Annotated in this window: 13 protein-coding genes and 1 tRNA gene; 8 read left to right on the top strand and 6 right to left on the bottom strand. The window is 58.0% G+C overall.

Translation table 11 applies throughout. The features are described 5' to 3' along the window. The first annotated feature begins 143 nt into the window (after positions 1 to 143). Positions 144 to 1,535: a malic enzyme-like NAD(P)-binding protein gene (locus tag HPC62_RS09430; protein WP_172355121.1), complete on the top strand. Its 1,392-nt coding sequence runs from the start codon at positions 144 to 146 to the stop codon at positions 1,533 to 1,535. Positions 1,536 to 1,678: 143 nt separating this feature from the next. Here the strand turns inward: HPC62_RS09430 and HPC62_RS09425 are convergent. Continuing rightward, positions 1,679 to 1,750, bottom strand: a tRNA-Lys gene (locus tag HPC62_RS09425). A gap of 46 nt (positions 1,751 to 1,796) precedes the next feature. Here HPC62_RS09425 and HPC62_RS09420 point away from each other — a divergent pair. Continuing rightward, complete coding sequence (locus HPC62_RS09420; RefSeq protein WP_390820356.1) at positions 1,797 to 3,032, top strand: anion transporter; 1,236 nt, start codon at positions 1,797 to 1,799, stop codon at positions 3,030 to 3,032. Positions 3,033 to 3,110: 78 nt separating this feature from the next. Here HPC62_RS09420 and gatA read toward each other — a convergent pair whose 3' ends face one another. Then, positions 3,111 to 4,568, bottom strand: a complete 1,458-nt coding sequence (gatA, locus tag HPC62_RS09415; RefSeq protein ID WP_172355117.1) for an Asp-tRNA(Asn)/Glu-tRNA(Gln) amidotransferase subunit GatA — start codon at positions 4,566 to 4,568, stop codon at positions 3,111 to 3,113. A gap of 465 nt (positions 4,569 to 5,033) precedes the next feature. Between gatA and HPC62_RS09410 the strand changes: the two genes are divergently transcribed. Continuing rightward, positions 5,034 to 6,371, top strand: coding sequence for a serine hydrolase (locus HPC62_RS09410; protein ID WP_172355115.1), 1,338 nt, complete (start codon positions 5,034 to 5,036; stop codon positions 6,369 to 6,371). Next, complete coding sequence (locus HPC62_RS09405) at positions 6,371 to 7,264, top strand: carbohydrate ABC transporter permease (protein ID WP_172355113.1); 894 nt, start codon at positions 6,371 to 6,373, stop codon at positions 7,262 to 7,264. The genes HPC62_RS09410 and HPC62_RS09405 overlap by 1 nt, the downstream gene beginning before the upstream one ends. Positions 7,265 to 7,538: 274 nt before the next feature. Here HPC62_RS09405 and HPC62_RS09400 read toward each other — a convergent pair whose 3' ends face one another. Continuing rightward, positions 7,539 to 8,543 (bottom strand): hypothetical protein, encoded by a 1,005-nt coding sequence (locus HPC62_RS09400; RefSeq protein ID WP_172355111.1) that lies wholly within the window; start codon positions 8,541 to 8,543, stop codon positions 7,539 to 7,541. A gap of 431 nt (positions 8,544 to 8,974) precedes the next feature. Here HPC62_RS09400 and HPC62_RS09395 point away from each other — a divergent pair, with 431 nt between their 5' ends. After that, on the top strand, positions 8,975 to 10,042 hold the full coding sequence (locus HPC62_RS09395) for a pentapeptide repeat-containing protein (RefSeq protein ID WP_172355109.1): 1,068 nt from the start codon (positions 8,975 to 8,977) through the stop codon (positions 10,040 to 10,042). A gap of 654 nt (positions 10,043 to 10,696) precedes the next feature. After that, entirely contained in the window at positions 10,697 to 13,513 is a 2,817-nt protein-coding gene (locus tag HPC62_RS09390; RefSeq protein ID WP_172355107.1) for a calcium-binding protein, read from the top strand. Positions 13,514 to 13,580: 67 nt separating this feature from the next. On the opposite strand, the gene HPC62_RS09385 is transcribed toward HPC62_RS09390, so the two are convergent. Together HPC62_RS09385 and HPC62_RS09380 are read right to left on the bottom strand one after the other, a co-directional pair. After that, positions 13,581 to 14,264, bottom strand: coding sequence for a DUF4126 domain-containing protein (locus tag HPC62_RS09385; RefSeq protein WP_172355105.1), 684 nt, complete (start codon positions 14,262 to 14,264; stop codon positions 13,581 to 13,583). 16 nt (positions 14,265 to 14,280) lie between these two features. Beyond that, a complete protein-coding gene (locus HPC62_RS09380) occupies positions 14,281 to 15,771 on the bottom strand; it encodes a sodium:solute symporter family transporter (RefSeq protein WP_172355103.1) in 1,491 nt (496 codons plus the stop codon). Positions 15,772 to 16,313: 542 nt separating this feature from the next. Here HPC62_RS09380 and HPC62_RS09375 point away from each other — a divergent pair. Next, entirely contained in the window at positions 16,314 to 17,051 is a 738-nt protein-coding gene (locus HPC62_RS09375; RefSeq protein ID WP_172355101.1) for a Uma2 family endonuclease, read from the top strand. Between the two features lie 54 nt (positions 17,052 to 17,105). Here the strand turns inward: HPC62_RS09375 and HPC62_RS09370 are convergent, their stop codons facing one another. Beyond that, positions 17,106 to 17,276: a hypothetical protein gene (locus HPC62_RS09370; RefSeq protein ID WP_172355099.1), complete on the bottom strand. Its 171-nt coding sequence runs from the start codon at positions 17,274 to 17,276 to the stop codon at positions 17,106 to 17,108. Between the two features lie 349 nt (positions 17,277 to 17,625). On the opposite strand from HPC62_RS09370, the gene HPC62_RS09365 reads away from it, so the two are divergent. Beyond that, positions 17,626 to 17,922, top strand: a complete 297-nt coding sequence (locus tag HPC62_RS09365; protein WP_172355097.1) for a YkvA family protein — start codon at positions 17,626 to 17,628, stop codon at positions 17,920 to 17,922. Positions 17,923 to 18,106 lie beyond the last annotated feature (184 nt).

Below are 18,106 nucleotides of genomic sequence, written 5' to 3'. Positions count from 1 at the left end.
TGTTCACTCTGGCACAATTGCAGTCTGGCGACTCCCTTACGCTAGGGACGATCCGTAGCGGTAAGATCATCACTGCACTGCGGACGGGGAAAACATTCAGCGTCCCCAAAATCCAAAACCCAAAATCCAAAATCGAGAATCCTATGGTCAGCCTCACTCCTAATCCCAGCTTCAGCCTCATGGTGCGCGTGCAGTTGCCCAACCAGGCGGGAATGCTGGCCTACGTCACCATGGCCATTGGCGAGGCGGGCGGCAATATTGACCAGATCGAGGTGATCGAGCGGACGCTGAAAACCATCATCCGCGACATCACGATTGAAGCGTCGAGCGTGGAACATGCCGAGGCAATCGTCACCGCGCTGAAGGGGCTGGAGCATATCAAGGTGCTGAACGTGTCGGATCGCACGTTTAACCTGCATCGGGGCGGCAAGATCAGCGTCCAGAGCAAGATTTCTCTAAAAAACCAGAGCGACCTAGCGATGGCCTACACGCCGGGGGTGGGGCGCATCTGCACGGCGATCGCCGAAGATCCATCCAAGGTCTATTCCCTAACGATCAAAAGCAACACTGTGGCAATCGTCACCGACGGAAGCGCCGTGCTGGGCTTGGGCAATCTTGGCCCCGCCGGAGCGCTGCCCGTGATGGAGGGCAAAGCCATGCTGTTTAAGGAATTTGGCGGCATTGATGCTTTCCCGATTTGCCTGTCCACCCAAGACACCGACGAGATTGTGCAAACGGTGAAAAATATCGCCCCTGTGTTTGGCGGTGTAAACCTGGAAGACATCAGCGCCCCCCGCTGCTTTGAAATCGAGGCGCGGCTCCAGCGAGAACTGGACATTCCCATTTTTCACGATGACCAGCACGGCACGGCCATTGTCTCGCTGGCAGCGCTCTACAATGCGCTGAAGCTGGTGAATAAGTCGATGGGGTCGGTGCGGATTGTGATCAATGGCGCAGGGGCAGCGGGGCTGGCGATCGCCCGACTGTTGCAAAAAGCAGGAGCCACCCAGATCGTGATTTGCGACTCGCGGGGCATCCTCAGCCACGGCCGCAGCGACCTGACCGACCAAAAGAAAGAATTTGCCATAGACCAGAGCGGCTCCCTGGCAGATGCAATGGTGGGCGCGGATGTATTCATGGGCGTGAGTGCGCCGGGGGTGGTGACGGTGGACATGGTGAAGTCGATGGCGACAGATCCAATTGTGTTTGCCATGGCCAATCCAATTCCTGAAATTCAGCCCGAACTCGTGACCGATGATGTGGCGGTGATGGCGACGGGCCGCAGCGACTATCCCAACCAGATCAACAATGTGCTGGCGTTTCCTGGCATCTTTCGCGGCGCGTTGGACTGTGGTGCAAAGACCATGACCACAACCATGTTCCTAGAGGCCGCAGGGGCGATCGCCTCGCTCATTACCGCCGCCGACCTCAACCGCGAGTACATCGTGCCGTCGGTGTTTGACGAGCGTGTGGCGACCGCTGTCTCTGCTGCGGTTCAGCGGGCCGCCCGCGCCGACGGGGTCGCGACCCGCTAAGCTGGCGATCGCGAAGGGGATTGCTTGGGGAAGGGATCGACAAACCCCCAACCGCCGCAGCTAGGCCTCGTCACTAGGTCTTTCAGCTTAGGTCTTTCAACTAGGGCCATTTACATGGCCATGTAATATGGTGACCTGGGATATGGGTGACCTGGGATTCGAACCCAGAACCAGCGGATTAAGAGTCCGATGCGCTACCGTTGCGCTAGTCACCCTGGACTTACCATTATATCACCTGAATTTTGGGCATCAAAACCAGTGCTGTACCTTGGCATCGAGTTTCGCGCCCTCGCCAACTGGCTGCCCGTTGCCCAGGCGGTGGTGATCGGGCTGACCTACGTGGGACTGGCCTTGGGGTCGGTGCCAGGGCTGCGGATGAACCGGGCCACAATGGCGATCGCCGGAACAGCCGCCCTCATTGCCCTAGGCACACTGTCCCTACAGGAGGCCTGGCAGGCCATCGACCCGACAACCATCGTGTTTCTGCTCAGCACGATGATTGTCAACGCCTACCTCAGGTACGCCGGATTTTTTCAACTGGCGCTGCTGTATCTCATCCGCCTCACGAGTAGCCCCTTTGGACTGCTGGTAGCACTGACGCTGGGCTGCGGGGCGTTGTCGGCGGTGTTTCTGAACGACACGATCGCCCTAGTGTTTACGCCGCTCACCGTCAGCCTGGCCCAAACCCTGTCGCTCAACCCAATTCCCTACCTGCTGGCCCTAGCGGCGGCCACCAATATCGGCTCCGTCGCCACGCTCAACGGCAACCCGCAGAATATTCTAGTTGGCTCCTTTTCGGGCATCGCCTACGCCGAGTTTGCGCGGGTGATGATCCCCATCGCTCTGATAGGCCTGCTGCTGCAAATTGGGTTGCTGGGGTGGATGTATCCAGAGGTGCGATCGCTCAAACCGCGCCCCTACGTGCCCACCTTTCGCCCCCGCGCCTATGGCCCGCTGCTGCGAAAGACGCTGATGGTGAGTAGCCTAATGCTGGCCGCCTTTGTGGTGGGATTGCCGCTGGCGGAGTCGGCCCTGGTGGCGGCGGGTGTGCTGCTGATTACGCGCCGCATCAAGCCCCAGCGTGTGTTGCAGGATGTGGACTGGGGGCTGCTGGTGATCTTTTCGGGACTGTTTGTATTGACGCGCAGCCTGCAATCCTTCAACCTGCTGTCGGGGCTGCTCCCCTGGATTGCCCATCCGGTAGGTCTGGTCAGCGTCACTACCATCTTGTCAAACCTGATTTCTAATGTGCCTGCGGTGTTGTTGCTGCAATCGCTGATTGCCCGCGAGGATAGCCAATCCTGGCTGCTGCTGGCGGTTAGCTCCACGCTGGCAGGCAATCTGACGCTGTTTGGCGCAGTGGCCAACCTGATCACAGCCGAAGCCGCTGCCAGCCAGGGCTTTTCGCTATCATTTTGGACGCATCTGCGGTTTGGGCTGCCGCTGACGCTGGCCACCTTGGCGATCGCCACCGCCTGGGTTCTCTGGCAAGGCTGATCAAGAGTCCGGCCTAAAAACTGCCAGCCTGAGCGAGTAGCCCAACTCAGCAACTCCAATCCCTAACAATTCTAATCCCTAAATCACTGGCGCTTTCTTGTGCCACTCCGTTGCCTGCTCATAGGCGTAGGCCACGCTCAGCAAAATATCTTCCCGCAGCACATTACCGATCATCTGTAGACCAATCGGCAAGCCCTGGTCGTCAAAGCCGCAGGGCAGACTGAGGGCAGGCAATCCCGCCAGGTTCACTGGAATCGTCATCAGGTCAGACAGGTACATGCTGAGCGGGTCGTCGGTCTTTTCGCCCGCCTTGAAGGCCGTCGTTGGCGAGGTAGGGCACACCAGCACATCTACTTTCTGAAAGGCGCGTTCAAAGTCTTGCTTGATTAGCGTCCGCACCTTTTGCGCCTTGAGGTAGTAGGCATCGTAATAGCCCGCCGACAGCGCGTAGGTGCCGATCATAATTCGCCGCTTCACCTCTGCGCCAAAGCCCTCGGCGCGGGTCTTAGCGTACATATCCAGCAGATTTTCGGGATTGTCGGCGCGGAAGCCATACTTCACGCCGTCGTAGCGGGCCAGGTTGGCGGAGGCTTCGGAGGGGGCAATGATGTAGTAGGTGGGCAGCCCGTAGCGAAACTGGGGACAGTTGATCACCTGGATTTCGGCTCCGAGTTCCTGCAAGGTTTCGACTGCTGTGGTGACGGCCGCTTCTACGGTTGAGTCCAGCCCTTCGCCGAAGGTTTCTTGAATCACGCCAATCCGCAGCTTGCCGCGCGGCTTGAAATCGGGCTTGAGGGCGGCGGCATAGTCAGGGATTTCGACCTTGAGGCTCGTGGCGTCCTGCGGGTCATGTCCGGCGATCGCCCTCAGCAAGATCGCCGCGTCTTCCACCGTTCGGGCAAAGGGGCCAATCTGATCCAACGACGAGGCGTAGGCCACCAGCCCATAGCGCGACACTAATCCATAGGTTGGCTTCATGCCTACGACACCGCAGAGAGACGCAGGCTGGCGGATCGAACCGCCCGTATCTGATCCCAGCGCCACAACACACTGCCCCGCGGCCACCGCTGCGGCAGAACCGCCCGAAGAGCCACCCGGTACGCGCTCCAAATCCCACGGATTTGCCGTCACCTGATAGGCAGAGGTTTCCGTCGAACTGCCCATCGCAAACTCGTCCATATTCGTTTTGCCCACCATCACTGCGCCTGCATCGAACAAGCGCTGCGTCACGGTGGACTCGTAGGGCGGCACAAAGTTTTCCAGAATGCGGGAGCCGCAGGTGGTGCGAATGCCCTGGGTACACAGATTGTCCTTGATGCCGATGGGAATGCCTGCCAGCGGCCCGATTGCTTCCCCGGCGGCGATTTTGGCATCCACCTGCTGCGCCTGGGCGATCGCCCGGTCGGCCGTCACGCTGATAAAGCTGTGCAGTTTGGGTTCCAGGGCTTGAACCCGCTCTAGGGCTTCGGTAGCAATTTCGACGGCCGAGCGCTCTTTGCAGACGAGCTGTTGATGCAACTCACGGATGGATGCCATTGGAAAACCTCAAAATGAAACGGAAACGTGATGCGTAGACGGCAATCGGAGCAGATGGCAAAAAACTCCAACCCTCACTCTAGACGATTTCCAGACGCTTTTTGGCGATCGCCCCGTCCAAGCTGCGCCCCCTGACCCCCTGTGGCTTTGCGCCTTCTATCTCCCGAAGCCCCAATGTCTATCTACCGAAGCGTTCCGGTTTAATCGGCAAGCCATATACTTGAGCTGGTTTAGCAGTTAGCCGACTGCGCCTTGGGTAACCTTTTCCGCCACAGTGTCTTGCCAGATTGCGTCACACTGCACCATTTAAATATGAAGAATGGTCTTATTATTTAACTTTAATTAAGTTCAGTTGCAGGGTTGCACTTGCTCAAGCTTGAACTTCAAGGTTGAGCTTCAAGGTTGCATTCCTATCAGTACGCCTAGTTAGTAAGCATCTGGTCTTCCGTGGGGAGGGGTGAGTCCGTGGTCGCAATCATGAAATCAGTGGCGCAGCGCGGGTGGTGGTATGCCCTCGTTGCACCCATCAGCGCAGTCGGAGTAATGGCAGGAGCCGTCCTGGTTCATTCTTATCCAGCCCTGACACCAGTGCTGGAGCGTCCCTACAAAGAGGGAGAATCTCTCATTTCTGAAGCCAAGTCGCTGGCAGAGCTATACGAACTCCGCAATCGCCTCCAGCAAGACATCGAAAACCAGCCGCCGACCCTGGTCTCCGTGGCCACTAGAGCAAATTCTGTCCCAACTGCCTTGCTAGAAAAGCTGCAAGCGGTCGAAATTCGTATTGGGGTCGAAGAATCTGCCAAAGTAAGCTGGGAGCAAGCCATCCGCACGGCAAACCAGGCAGTTGAACTGAAGCAGCAGCCTGACCAAACCGAGGAAACCATTGCCAAGCGCTATCAGCTCTGGAAATCCGCAACCGATTCGCTGCGGGAAGTGTCCGCCGATTCGTTTGTGGGGGAACAGGCTGCCAAGAAGCTGAAGGAATATGAGGGCATCTTGAGCGTGGTCGCCTATGAATACGATACTGCCCGCTCTGGATTCCTGAAGGCGATCGCCGACAGTACGGGCATGGGCAGTCAGGTTCACGTCACGGTCTGCTCGCTAGAGCGCGAATGTCGCCGCTATCAGGGCAAAGAGCCACCCGCCAGCCCCGCCAGCCTGATCAAAGTGCCGCTGGCGATCGCCACAATGGACAAGCTGACCCGCGAAAAGATCGACCCCGACACGCCGATTTTCATCGACCCTAGCAACTACACCGAAGACGCAGCCAAGATTTGGGTCGGCACTGAATATCCCATCCGCAAAGTGCTGCTGCAAACGATCACCCACAGCAGCAACATCGCCACGAATCAACTGATCGACTACGTGGGCTGGGACGCAATTAACCAAACCCTGCGCGATCGCGGCTATCAGTACACTCGCATCAGCACCAAGCTCACAGGAAACTCCATCAGTCCTACGGATAATGTCGGCGGCGTGCCCAACGAAATCAACATGGACGAACTCACTGACATGATGGTGAGCATCTATAACAATGAAGTTCCCGGTGCAGACCTGATTTTGGAAGGACTGGTAAACCAGTACGATTGGGAATTGGGCTATGAGGCCATTCGGCGACCCGCCGTGTGGATTGGCGAAAAAACGGGGCAAAACTCCAGCGTGCTGGGCACGACCGTCGGCGTGAACATCAAGGGCAAACGCTACGTGATTTCGGTCGCCATTAACTACACCGCCAGCGAACCCGCCGTGAAGCAGGTGATCTCTGGCATTGTGAAGCATTTAATAGACCACAACGGCTTCTGATGTCCCCAAGGTTTCAAAGACCCGGTGGGGGCGATCGCCCTTCGCAGGATACCCTCACCGCCTGGCTGTTTCTCGCCCCAGCCCTGGCGTTTTTGGGCGTTTTTGTATTTTTCCCGATTGCCTATCTCGCCTATCTCAGCCTGACCCAGGGCAGCTTCACCCGCAGCGGCATCCACTGGGTAGGGCTACAAAACTATACACGGTTGCTGGCTACGCCCGATTTTTGGCAAGTGCTGGGAAATACGCTCTACTTCACCGCGGCCACAGTGCTGCCCAGCCTAGTCTTGCCGCTTGGATTGGCTGTGTTGCTGAATCGAGCCGTGAAGTTTCGGGACTGGCTGCGAGCGGCATATTTCATCCCTTCGATTACGTCTCTGGTGGCCGTGGGTCTGGGCTGGCGCTGGCTATTCCAAACCGATGGCCCCGTCAATGCGGCGCTGGGCTGGCTGGGGATTACCCCAATTCCGTGGCTAGGCAGCACCACTTGGGCCATGCCCGTGCTAATTTTGTTCAGCATTTGGAAGCAGCTTGGATTTAACCTCGTCGTTTTTTTAGCGGGGCTGCAAACCATTCCCCAAAGCCGCTACGAAGCCGCCGAGCTAGACGGAGCCAATGACTGGCAGCAGTTTTGGCACATTACACTTCCGGGACTGCGGCCCACCCTGGTTTTTGCAATCGTCACAACGACCCTCTTCACGCTCCGCAGCTTCGAGCAGCCCTACGTGATCACAGGCGGCGGCCCGCTGAATACCACGAACCTGCTGGTCTATTACGTCTATACCGAAGCCTTCGCCCAGTTTGATTTTGGCTATGCGGCGGCGGCGGCGACCCTGCTGCTGCTAATCACGCTGCTGCTGATTTATCTCCAGTTCAATTTCCAGTTTAAAGGGTGACTGCGCGATCGCCCAATCACGCCCAATCACGCCCAATCACGCCTGGTACTCTGGGTCATCGATGTCCTGTGCAGCAGTTCTATGCAGCAGTTCTACGCAGCAACAGGCCATGAATTGTTCAGCAGCACCGCCATCCTTCGTCAGAACCTTCGTCAGAATATTCATCAGAACAACTGACTGATATTTTCGTAAAGATCGGCGATCGCACAAGAAAATCCAATGCTGCCAACAAAAACGACAGGAAAGCATCGAAATATCGAACCTACACCTAACCTTAGAAAGTCAAAAGGCGATCAATTAGGGGAGCTTTGTTCTCTCTTTTAGGGGCTCTTATTCCCAATTCGTTTGCCCAAGCGCGAAGAAGGTCTTTTGTCGCCTGCTCTAGGTCGGCTTTTAGCTGGGCAGCGGGCACAGAACTGGGGTCTTGGCGGAATTGTTTGAGCCTAGCTGCAAGTTCGCTGAAATCGACTTTATTAGTAGAACTAGCAGTAGAACGCGAAGTGGCAGGACGGTGCTTGAGGCTTTCTACGCTCCGGGCAAGGTTGGAAATTTCATCAGTAAGATGGTTGAGCCGTCTTTCCAAGAGATCTAGCTTATTTTCCAGGAGGGCGATCGCCCCTCCACCCCCATTCCCTGCACCCGCCAAACTCGACAGCCGAGACAGCGTTTGATCCAGCTTTCGATCCAGCGTTTGATTCAGCTTTTGATCGAGCATAGAACTGAGCGATCGCGTCAACGTTTCCAACATCAGCTCGGACACTAATCCTTCAGACACCGATCCTTCAGACGCAGAGCCGATTGGCTGGGGCGCAGAACTGGGCTGCATGGGGGCAGATTCTTCGGGTGCGGTCGCTGCCTGGAGGGGCGAGGCAGGGTTATCGGCGGAGGTGTCTAGAGAAGTTTCTAGAGAAGTGTTCAGAGAAGCATCTAGCAACATAGCGAATTCAGCTTGCGTCGTCTTCACCTCTTCATCGCTCAGGTCAAACACCCACGCCCACAGCATTTCAATGCCTATCTCCTCCGCGACCTTAACCCAATCGGCTCCGTAAATCGCTTCGTATTCCTTTTCATCGCCGAGGCTATCGGTGCGGCGCACCACAATGGGGATCAGGTTGCTCTTGTGATTCTCCAGGCTCCAGCGCAACTCCGCATAGCGTTCGGGAGAAATCTCCGGCTGCGATCGCACGCCCACGGTGTAGGTATAGACCTGTCCGTGGCTGAGGGGCTGAATTTTCAAGCTTTCGCGAATCAGCCTGCGACGCTCGTGATAGTCGGCCATAGTGTTGTAATGGGTGGTGTGATGGAGGATGTGATAAGGGGAGGTGATGGGGGGATAGGATGAGTTGCCCCGTTCGTGTTCTAGCGTGAATGATTCGCGCCATAGGTGCAAGCGGGCGATTCCTCATCGGTTAGGCTAGAGGTGTTTGGCCAACTTGCTAGAGCGTGTTTTAAAACCCTTTGATCCCCCCTTAGCCCCCCTTAACGATCCCCCCTTAGCCCCCCTTAACAAGGGGGGAACTGGATCAATTTGATCCCCCCTTAGCCTCCCTTAACAAGGGGGGAACTGGGCCAAACCGCTCCGGAGATCCCCCTTTTCAAGGGGGATTTAGGGGGATCAACTCAGGGCAATCACCGACCTAGAAAGTTTTAAAACAATGCCTAGGGTTCTAGAGTTCCGTGCTAAAGCCGATTTCTCTTCTTTTTCCTGCTATGGATCGAAAAGATGTCATGGCGCTGCTCACGATCGCCGTCTTTTTGGGATCGCTGGCCACCGCCGTAGGATTGGTTCGTATGGGCAATGCCGCAAAAGCTGGGCGAGTCAATCAGCTCTTGCGGACGAAAGCCTGCGTCAGTTGCGACTTGGAGCGCGTCAGGCTGAATAATGCAGAACTCGATGAAGTAGACCTGCAATATGCCAACCTCCAAAACGTACTGATGCGCGGAGCAGACCTGAAGCGGGCAAACTTGAGCAGTGCCAACCTGACCGGAGCCGCCCTAGACAGAGCCGACCTGCGGAAGACACTCCTGACCGATGCAACGTTAGGTGGGGCAGTTTTGGCAGAGGCGCGGCTGGAGGAAGCCGATCTGCGGCGGGCCTATCTAGGGGATGCAGACCTAGAGCGGGCCCAGCTTAATGCGGCCTATCTGGGGGAAACAATTTTTAGTCGGGCAAATCTGCAGGCAGCCACGCTCAATCGAGCCTACTTGGTGGGTGCAAACCTGGGCGAAGCGAACCTGACGGGCGTGGATGCGCGAAATGCCGATCTGCGGCGAGTTTATCTGGGCAATGCGCGGCTCAAGGATGCGAGGCTTCGCAACGCCAACTTGTCGCGGGCAAACCTGACCCGCACCGACATGCGCCGCGCCAAGCTGCAACAGACTACGCTCAACGATACCGACCTAACGGCTGCCAACTTGAGTGAGGCAAACCTAGCGGGAGCCAGTCTGCTGCGGGCCAACCTGGGGCGGGCCCAACTGCCAGGGGCAAACCTGCAACGCGCCAACCTGCAATCGGTGAACCTGCGACGATCGAACCTGACAGGCGCAAACCTGACCGATGCGAACCTGTCCGGAGCTAGCCTGAACGGGGCAAAGCTAGACGGCGCGACGCTCTGCCGCACAACGATGCCCGATGGGGCGATCGCCCACGATGATTGCCCCGTTCCCCTCGATCCGTTTGCTCCCAATTCACCAGCCACTCCCGAAGCGCCTGCCGCCAGCGCTTCGCCAACAGGAGCCGCGCCCGCTGAAACTCCCTTGCCTACGCCCGCGCCCTGATTCGGAGTTTGTAAGTCGCATTTTGGGATCGCATTTCCCCCATCAGGCTCCTCCGTCATCTCTCCGTAATCTTTATGACTGAGCGCAATTCGTAGGCTTGGCTTCATCAAGCTGGGATGATTTTGCGAATCATCCAGGAAATTTTCGAGAAATCGGGCGAATCCGCATTTGGGCGATCGCCCTCGTCTGCGTGGTTTGACGCAGAAAATGGGATGCCTTCGCCAAAGAGTAATGCGGTTCTGTAGGCTCACCGGGTTCAAAAGGTAAAGCACGGATGAGGTTAGCAACCTACAGACACGGAGATTAGCAGGTATAAAGCCTACTTGAAGTGTCGCGCAGCGTGTTGAAACCATTTCCTGGAAGGGGGTTGGGCGATCGCCCCCAGCATTTTGGGTGAAAAATCCAGTTCCCAAAGTTTTCGGAGGTCTTTGTCTAAAGCATCACTGCACACTTTGTATTGTCAGGGGTTCTCATCTCCGGTATTTTGCCGAATTTATGCAGTTCTCCGGTCGTCTGCCCGGATTTCGGCAGGGGGGATAGTACTAGAGATTGGCTCTCAGGGGTCAGCGGGGTGGGAGGGGTGATGGGTCAAGACCCGCCTCCTGTCGCATCCGCTTGCAGCCAGCTTTACGACAGTCTGGGAGGATTGCATTCATGCCAACGGCACGTTTGAATGAGCAGCGGTTAACCACAGGGCGATCCATAGGGCAACCCACAGGGCGATCGCTCGGCATCGGTCTGACGAGCATCAACGACTTTTCGCCCCAGCTTCCGTTTCTTGACCTGTTCAAAACAGCCCGCGCCTGGATTCCGCAAACCAGCCAGGTCTGGAATACCGGCGAGGCGGTGCAAAATCTGGATGCCCACGGCTGGCCCACCCGTCTGCCCACTGCCGCCAAAGGCACGACGTACACCAAGCTCAGCACGCTGCTGCTGCGCGACATCCCCGGAGCCTATCGCCCCGGCCGCTATGTGGTGATGTATGACGGGCAGGGCACGCTGGAATACGGTTTTAACGCCGCAAAACTGGAGAACCTGTCCCGGCCCGGCCGCGACGTGATCCAGGTTGATCCCGCCAAAGACGCGGGCATTCTGCTCTCGATCACCGCGACCGACCCGCAGAAAACGGGCGACTATCTGCGAAACATCCGCGTCTATCACGAAGACGACCTGCCGCTGGTGGCGCAAGGCTCAGTCTTCAATCCCACGTTTCAGGAGCGGATTCGCAACTTTGGCACACTGCGGTTCATGGACTGGATGGAGACCAATGATTCCACCCAGCGCGAATGGCGCGATCGCCCCAAACCGACCGACGCAAGCTGGGCCTGGAAAGGCGCGTCGGTAGAAACAATGGTGGCCCTGGCAAATGAGATGCAGGTATCGCCCTGGTTCAACATGCCGCACCAGGCAACGGATGAATACATTGCCAACTTTGCCGCCTACGTTCGCGACCACCTCGACCCCAACCTGCGGGTGTATGTGGAATTTTCCAACGAGGTGTGGAATTGGCAGTTTGACCAGGCGCACTATGCCCAGGCGCAGGCCGAGGCCCGCTGGGGCAAAGACGTGCAGGGCGGCTGGATGCAGTGGTATGGCATGAGGGCGGCGCAGACCGCCAAAATCTGGAAGGAAACCTTTGCAGAAAAGAGCGGTGGCAATCGCCTTGCAGCGCAAGATCGCGTCATCGCTGTGCTGGCTACGCAAACGGGCTGGAAGGGGCTAGAAACCTATGCGCTAAACACGCCCGCCTGGGTTGCCGAGGGCAACGAACCCGCCTGGAAAGCCGTCGATGCCTACGCCGTTACAGGCTACTTTGGCAACAACCTGGGCAGCCCCACCCACGCCGACACGGTGCGCGCCTGGCTTTCGGAACCCGACGGCGGCTTTGCCAAAGCCTTTCAGCACCTCCGCGAGGGCGGTCTGCTGGGCGACAGCAAAGATTCCGTCAAAGACACGATCGCCCTATTCAAGTACCACGCCGACATCGCCCAGCGCCACAACTTGCAGCTCGTCGCCTACGAGGGCGGGCAGCACATCGTCGGCACGTCGGGCATCGAAAACGACGCGCAGTTGACCGAGTTTTTCATCGCGCTCAACCGTCGCCCCGAAATGGCGGAACTCTATCAACAACTGCTCGACGGCTGGAAAGAGGCAGGCGGCACGCTGTTCAACCATTTTGTGGATATTGCCCGGCCCAGCAAATGGGGCAGTTGGGGCATGATGGAAAGCCTCGACCAGACCGATGCGCCCAAGTACACCGCCCTGCAAGCCTTCATGAGCGCCAATCCTCGCTGGTGGGCAGAACCAGACTTGGGCGCTGTGCCGCCAGATCCCCCCCGCCCGTCTGACCCGCTGAACCTAGCGGGAACCGATGGCAACGATCGGTTAATCGGTGGCGCGGGCAGCGACACCCTGATGGGCGGCGCCGGCAATGACACGCTGATGGGGCACGACGGGGGCGATCGCCTCGACGGGGGCCCTGGGGCCGATGAGCTAGTCGGCGGCAGGGGCAACGATACTTACGTGATAGACCATGTGGGCGATCGCGTGATTGAGCGAGCCGACGGCGGCATCGACACGGTAGAGGCCAGCATCAGCTACACTCTACCCGACCATATAGAAAACCTGACGCTGAAGGGCACAGCGCCAGAGGGCATTGGCAATTTGCTCCGTAACGGGATATTGGGCAATTTCCGCAGCAACACGCTGGCGGGCATGGGCGGCCACGACCGGATACGCGGCTTCGACGGGCATGACTGGCTGGATGGGGGCAGCGGCAACGACACGCTGGAGGGCGGTCGCGGCAACGATACCTATGTCGTAGCCAGCCTCGGCGATGGGGTCATTGAACTGCTCAGGGCGGGAGCTGATACGGTGATTGCCTTGATCAGCTGGGTGCTGGGCGATTCTTTAGAAAACCTCACCCTCCGCGGCGATGCCCTCACGGGGCGCGGCAATGGGCTGAGCAATCTGATCATTGGCAATGGAGCCGATAATCTGCTCTGGGGCGGCGGCGGCGACACCCTACGCGGCGAGGGTGGTAATGACACGCTCAAAGGCGAAGCCGGAAATGACGTGCTAGTCGGCGATGGGGGGAACGACCTGCTGGTGGGTGGCGTGGGCCGTGACACGCTGACTGGCGGCACAGGGCGCGATTCCTTTGACCTCTCGACCACGCGCAGCGGCGGACTGGACACGCTGATCGACTTTCGCCCCGGTGAGGATGTGCTGCTGGTTCCCGCTGCGGAGTTTGGTCTGGCAGATTTGGCAGGGACATTGCCTACAACACTGCCTACAACACTCCTGCGCCAGGGCACGCGGGCAGTGCGAGAGGGCGATCGCTTCATTTATGACCGCAGCACGGGCAACCTGTTCTTTGACCCCGACGGCAGCGGCAGCGCTCCCCAGGTGCAAATTGCTCAGCTACCCGCAGGCGTGGCGATCGCCGCAGCAAATATTCTGGTGTTCTAGGCTGGCGCAACTGCGGACGCTGAGGCAGACGCTCAGGTAGAAGTTCAAGTAGAAGCTCAGTAGAAGTTCAGACAGGGGGAGATGGCGGGGGTGGCGCAGCGGCGGCAGGCGCGGGTGATTCCGCTACGGGCTGTCCCAGCAGTCCAGTTCGGACTCGCAACCACAGCCGCCCCAATAGCCCCAACAGACCCAGGAGGAAGCCAATCGCTGCGCCAGGAAGGGCGATCGCCAGCACCGACAGCACCACCGCAATCAGGATTTCCAGCGACGTAATCAAAAAATTCGCCAGTCCGCCTGTGAAGATTGTGGTCAACTGCCGCGAAAACCCCGACAGCCCCCGCATTGCGCCCGCCGCGCCGCCCCCCGCCAAAATCGCCAAACTCCACCGCAAAAACGGGTCTAGCCCGCTGGAGAACGCCGCCGTCAGCAGCGTCCCCGCAATAATCGACGCGGGAAACGCAACCAAATCCAGCAGCGTATCCAGCCACGGCACAAAGTAGGCAATCACCTCCACCAGCACCGCCACGCCCAGCGTGAGCAGCGCCGGGAACGAGTCTACCCACTGCAAATCGGGCGCAACCGGGAAATGCCCAAACAGCGCCGCCATGCTCAGCACCAAAAACGGAACCAGCAGCCGAAAACCAGCAGCCGCGCTGAGGCCGATGCCGATGCAGAGGTCAATGATTAGGTTCCAGTCCATGTTAGGGAAGGGGAGAGAGGGGAAGGCGGCGACGAGGGTTGGAGTTGGCATTCCGTCGCCCCGCTGCTTACTTTCCGATGCTAATCTGATCGGGTGCAGGAGCGGCGTAGGCGCGGCTACGATCGCCCAGGGTGGCAAAGTCAAATTGCTGGCGGCGGTTGGCGATCGCACTTCCGACGAGAGCAATCCCAGCAGAAACGGCGATCGCCACGGCAAAGCTCACCAGCAGGTCGCCCGCAAAGGGTAGGCCGTTCCAGGGTGAAAAATCGGGCTTGGGGAAGAACAGGGCCCCTGCGCCAATGCCCGCGAGAGCGCTGAAAAAGGCAGTTTGCCCAGTCAGACGACGGGAGTAAAGTCCCCAAATCACCGGAAACACAGCCCCAGCGCAGACCAGATCCGCCAGCAGAAATAGGTACAGCACGTCGAAGCCCCGTGCCGCAATGGCGATCGCGGGCAGCCCCACCGCCACCGTTAGCAGCCGCGAAGCCCGCAGCAGCCCGCTGGTCTGCATTTGCGGAAACAGGCGGATCAGGTCAATGGTAAACACGCTGGCAATGCCATTCAGCAGCGACGACAGTGTACTCATCACCAGCGCCAGCGCCAGCACCAGCACCAGCACCGTGAACCACAGCGGCAAAGCAAGCTGCTGCAACAGAGAAAAGAAAGCGCGATCGTCCGTGAAGCCCAAACTGGCCGCCAGCAGCCCCAGCGCCCCCGCTATCATCAACAGCGGCAGCGTAATCACCGCGGACCCCAGAAACGCCTGCTGTACGGTCTTGTCGGTGCGGCTGGCGTAGACCCGCTGCCAGTTTGCCTGGTTAAACACCTCAGCAGCGACAATTGCCAGCACCAGCGTTGCGCCAAACTTGATGCCGTCCACGTTGCCCAGCGAGAGCAGTTGGGGCGCATTCAGCCGCACGGGTTGCAGTGCCGCTTCCCAGCCGCCCATTGCCGCCAGCGCTACGAGAAAGCTGACCAGCAGCAGCGGCACCATCACCGCAAACTGAATCGCGTCGGTGAAGATGGTCGCGCCCAAGCCGCCGTAGGTGGTGTAGAGAAACGTTGCGGCAATAACCACCAGCGCCGTCCAGCCGAGGGGCACGTCTGCCAGGATTTGCACCGCTTTGGCGATCGCCGTCAGTTCCGCCGCCAGGTAGATAAACATATAAAACACAATCACCCCCAGCGCCAGCAGATACATCGCATTGCCGAAGCGACACAGCACAAACTCGTTGAGGGAGTGGCCCTGGGGCAAGATCCGGCGCAGGCGCGGGCCAATTTGGGTGAACAGCGCCAGGGGAGCCGCCGACCCCAGACAGTAGCCCACAATGCCCGCAATGCCGCTGCTGGCCCCCACCTGGGGCGGGCTAAACAAAATCCACACACCCAGCGCCGACGCAACGACGGTGGCAAAGGACATCCACGGGCCAAACCGATTTCGGCTGACCATGTAATCTTCCAAATTCATCGTCTGCTGGCTGGCCCGCACCAGCCCCAGCAGGGCAAACCCGCCCGCCGTTGCCAGCGTCACCAACAGCGCCACAGATTGAACCGACATGCTCAAACCCTCCTCTGGGAATTGTTCGGTAAAGTCGCTAGAGGCTGGTTTGGTCTTGGGGATTGTCGCAGCTTGTTCGCAAGCGAGTGTCGCTGAATCTAGTCCGCCCTTACAGGTTTTTGCCAGGATTTACGCAAGCCCTCGTGAATGCAACTCGGATGCTTTTGCGAATCGGCTGGACTGACGCTGAAGACGCGATCGCGAACGGTGACGTGAACAGATTGGAGGACAGCTTGGGGTAGGGTAGAGGGCGATCGCCCCTACCTATTTCACTTCCGTAATTTCACTTCCCTATTCTGCTAGTTCTGCCAACCCTTCGGATGTCGTCGATGCAAGCCTCGCTTCCCTCCGCTGGCATAACCCAGTCTCAGGTTCCAAGGGTGTAATCTCAGCCTGCTCTGTCTTGATTCATGTCTTGATTCAGACAGGGCAAGCACCCCTAGCTTGAGAAGTATTCTACCATTGAGCAACTGTTTCCCAGCCGCTAGAATCAAGTCACCGACTCTCAAGCCCCTCGCGCTGTTGCTCTCACTCCGGCTGCCATGCTCAAGTTCTACGACCCGCGCCTCTGTCTGCCCTCGTCCGAAGAACTGCCCGACTCCGACGAAACGCCCGTGGATAACGAACTCCAGGATCTGATGCCCGGTTTGTTGAAAGCAATCCTGGCCCAGATCTGGGCCGATCGGCAGGACTGGTTTTTTGGCGTAGACATGGGCATCTACTACGACCCAGAGGAGCCAGCCATCGTCCCCGACGGCTTTTTGAGCCTGGGCGTAGAGCGGATTGTAGACGAAGAATTGCGCCTTAGCTATGTGCTGTGGGAGGAGCAGAACATCGTTCCAGTGCTGGTGCTGGAGGTTGTCTCGCGCAGGTATCGGGGCGAATACAACAGCAAAAAAGCCTTCTATGCTGAGATGGGCGTGAAATACTACGCCGTTTATTCCACGCGCCGCCGCCGCAAACCGCCGCTAGAAATCTACCGCCTGCAAGACGGTGTGTACACGCTCCAGCGCGACAATCCACTGTGGATGCCGGAAATTGGGCTGGGGCTGGGGCGCGATCGCGGCACATACCTGGGCATCACGCGGGAATGGCTGTACTGGTATTCTGAAGCGGGCGATCGCTACCCCACGCCCGAAGAACGCGCAGCCCAAGCAGAACAGCGGCTCCAAGACGCGGCCGCAGAACTCGCTGCCGAGCGCCAGCGTACCCAGAGACTCCTGGAGCAACTGCGGCAGCGCGGCATCGACCCGACGGAGCTACTGGAAGGACTGGAATAGGAGCGATCGCCCGCTAGCATTGTTCAGCTTACGGTCCTGATTTGCGAATCAGGCTCAGCGGCTGAGCCACTGCCAGTGCTGATAGTTGGGATGCAAATGGCGCGGCAAGGCAGGATGGCGGATGGAGCCTAGCTCATGGCGATCGCCCACGGTCAGGGGCAGGCGATCTCGAAGTGAAGGATCAGAAGCAAGCAAACTGGAGCAGTCAGATTTTAGATTTCGCATTGCGAACCTCCTGGTAAATCAACGATCAGGAGGCACATCCAAACCTGTCACCATGCTTGATGCAGCCAAATTATAGGCAACTTGGACAGCAAGGGCATGTGCGAATCTTTTTTTGTGCCTTGGGGGGCAGCCGTTTCAGCGTTCAAACAGGCTGAAAAATTGGCTCTTCTCTAATCATATCGAACAAACTTTCATTTTGTAGCATAAGATACTGAAATCTGGAGCGCATCCTCCTGGAGAGCTAGACCAAGGGTGGGTGGGGTTCCTATCCCAACGCAGACGGTTTTTCCCACTCTACAGCGCAGGCACAATCTCGCAGAATGAAGATGTTGAGTAAAGGACATTCCCGATGGCGTTCTCCCTGCAAAGCCTCTACGACTGGTATCGCGATGTCATTCGCAATCCCAAATACCGCTGGTGGATTATCTTAGGCACGATTGCATATATCGTTATGCCATTCGATATCGCGCCCGATTTCATTCCCGTCATTGGTCAAATTGATGATGCGATTATTATCACGCTGCTGTTCACAGAAGTTTCTCAACTGCTAATCGAGCGCGTGAAAAACAAGAAAGAAGTGGTGGATTCTGAGCAGGTTACGTCTGCGGACACGCCTGTCGATGTGCAAGCAGTTTCCATCGATTAAGGTTTCAGGTGACTGGGGTTTCAGGTGACTGGGGTTTCAGGTGACTGGGGTTTCAGGTGACTAAGGTCTCAGAAGCCGCATCGTCTGCATTGACCCAGTGTGTTCCTCAAAAGTGGGCGATCGCCCTTTCCCAAAGTGGCCAGTGTCGAGCCGCGCTTCGGCAATGAAGGAGTCACGGGTGGGG

Source organism: Thermoleptolyngbya sichuanensis A183, assembly GCF_013177315.1.
In the GTDB taxonomy this organism is placed as follows: domain Bacteria; phylum Cyanobacteriota; class Cyanobacteriia; order Elainellales; family Elainellaceae; genus Thermoleptolyngbya; species Thermoleptolyngbya sichuanensis.
Note: the sequence above shows the minus strand (reverse complement) of the source record. Positions and strands in the feature narration are given on the sequence as shown.

Bases quoted from the DNA above. Each gene is read 5' to 3' on its own strand.
- HPC62_RS09400 (WP_172355111.1), bottom strand. From the start codon at position 8,543: ATGGCCGACTATCACGAGCGTCGCAGGCTGATTCGCGAAAGCTTGAAA.
- HPC62_RS09375 (WP_172355101.1), top strand. From the start codon at position 16,314: ATGCTCAAGTTCTACGACCCGCGCCTCTGTCTGCCCTCGTCCGAAGAA.
- HPC62_RS09365 (WP_172355097.1), top strand. From the start codon at position 17,626: ATGGCGTTCTCCCTGCAAAGCCTCTACGACTGGTATCGCGATGTCATT.
- HPC62_RS09385 (WP_172355105.1), bottom strand. From the start codon at position 14,264: ATGCCAACTCCAACCCTCGTCGCCGCCTTCCCCTCTCTCCCCTTCCCT.
- HPC62_RS09405 (WP_172355113.1), top strand. From the start codon at position 6,371: ATGTCCCCAAGGTTTCAAAGACCCGGTGGGGGCGATCGCCCTTCGCAG.
- HPC62_RS09380 (WP_172355103.1), bottom strand. From the start codon at position 15,771: ATGTCGGTTCAATCTGTGGCGCTGTTGGTGACGCTGGCAACGGCGGGC.
- HPC62_RS09390 (WP_172355107.1), top strand. From the start codon at position 10,697: ATGCCAACGGCACGTTTGAATGAGCAGCGGTTAACCACAGGGCGATCC.
- gatA (WP_172355117.1), bottom strand. From the start codon at position 4,568: ATGGCATCCATCCGTGAGTTGCATCAACAGCTCGTCTGCAAAGAGCGC.
- HPC62_RS09370 (WP_172355099.1), bottom strand. From the start codon at position 17,276: ATGCGAAATCTAAAATCTGACTGCTCCAGTTTGCTTGCTTCTGATCCT.
- HPC62_RS09395 (WP_172355109.1), top strand. From the start codon at position 8,975: ATGGATCGAAAAGATGTCATGGCGCTGCTCACGATCGCCGTCTTTTTG.
- HPC62_RS09430 (WP_172355121.1), top strand. From the start codon at position 144: ATGGTCAGCCTCACTCCTAATCCCAGCTTCAGCCTCATGGTGCGCGTG.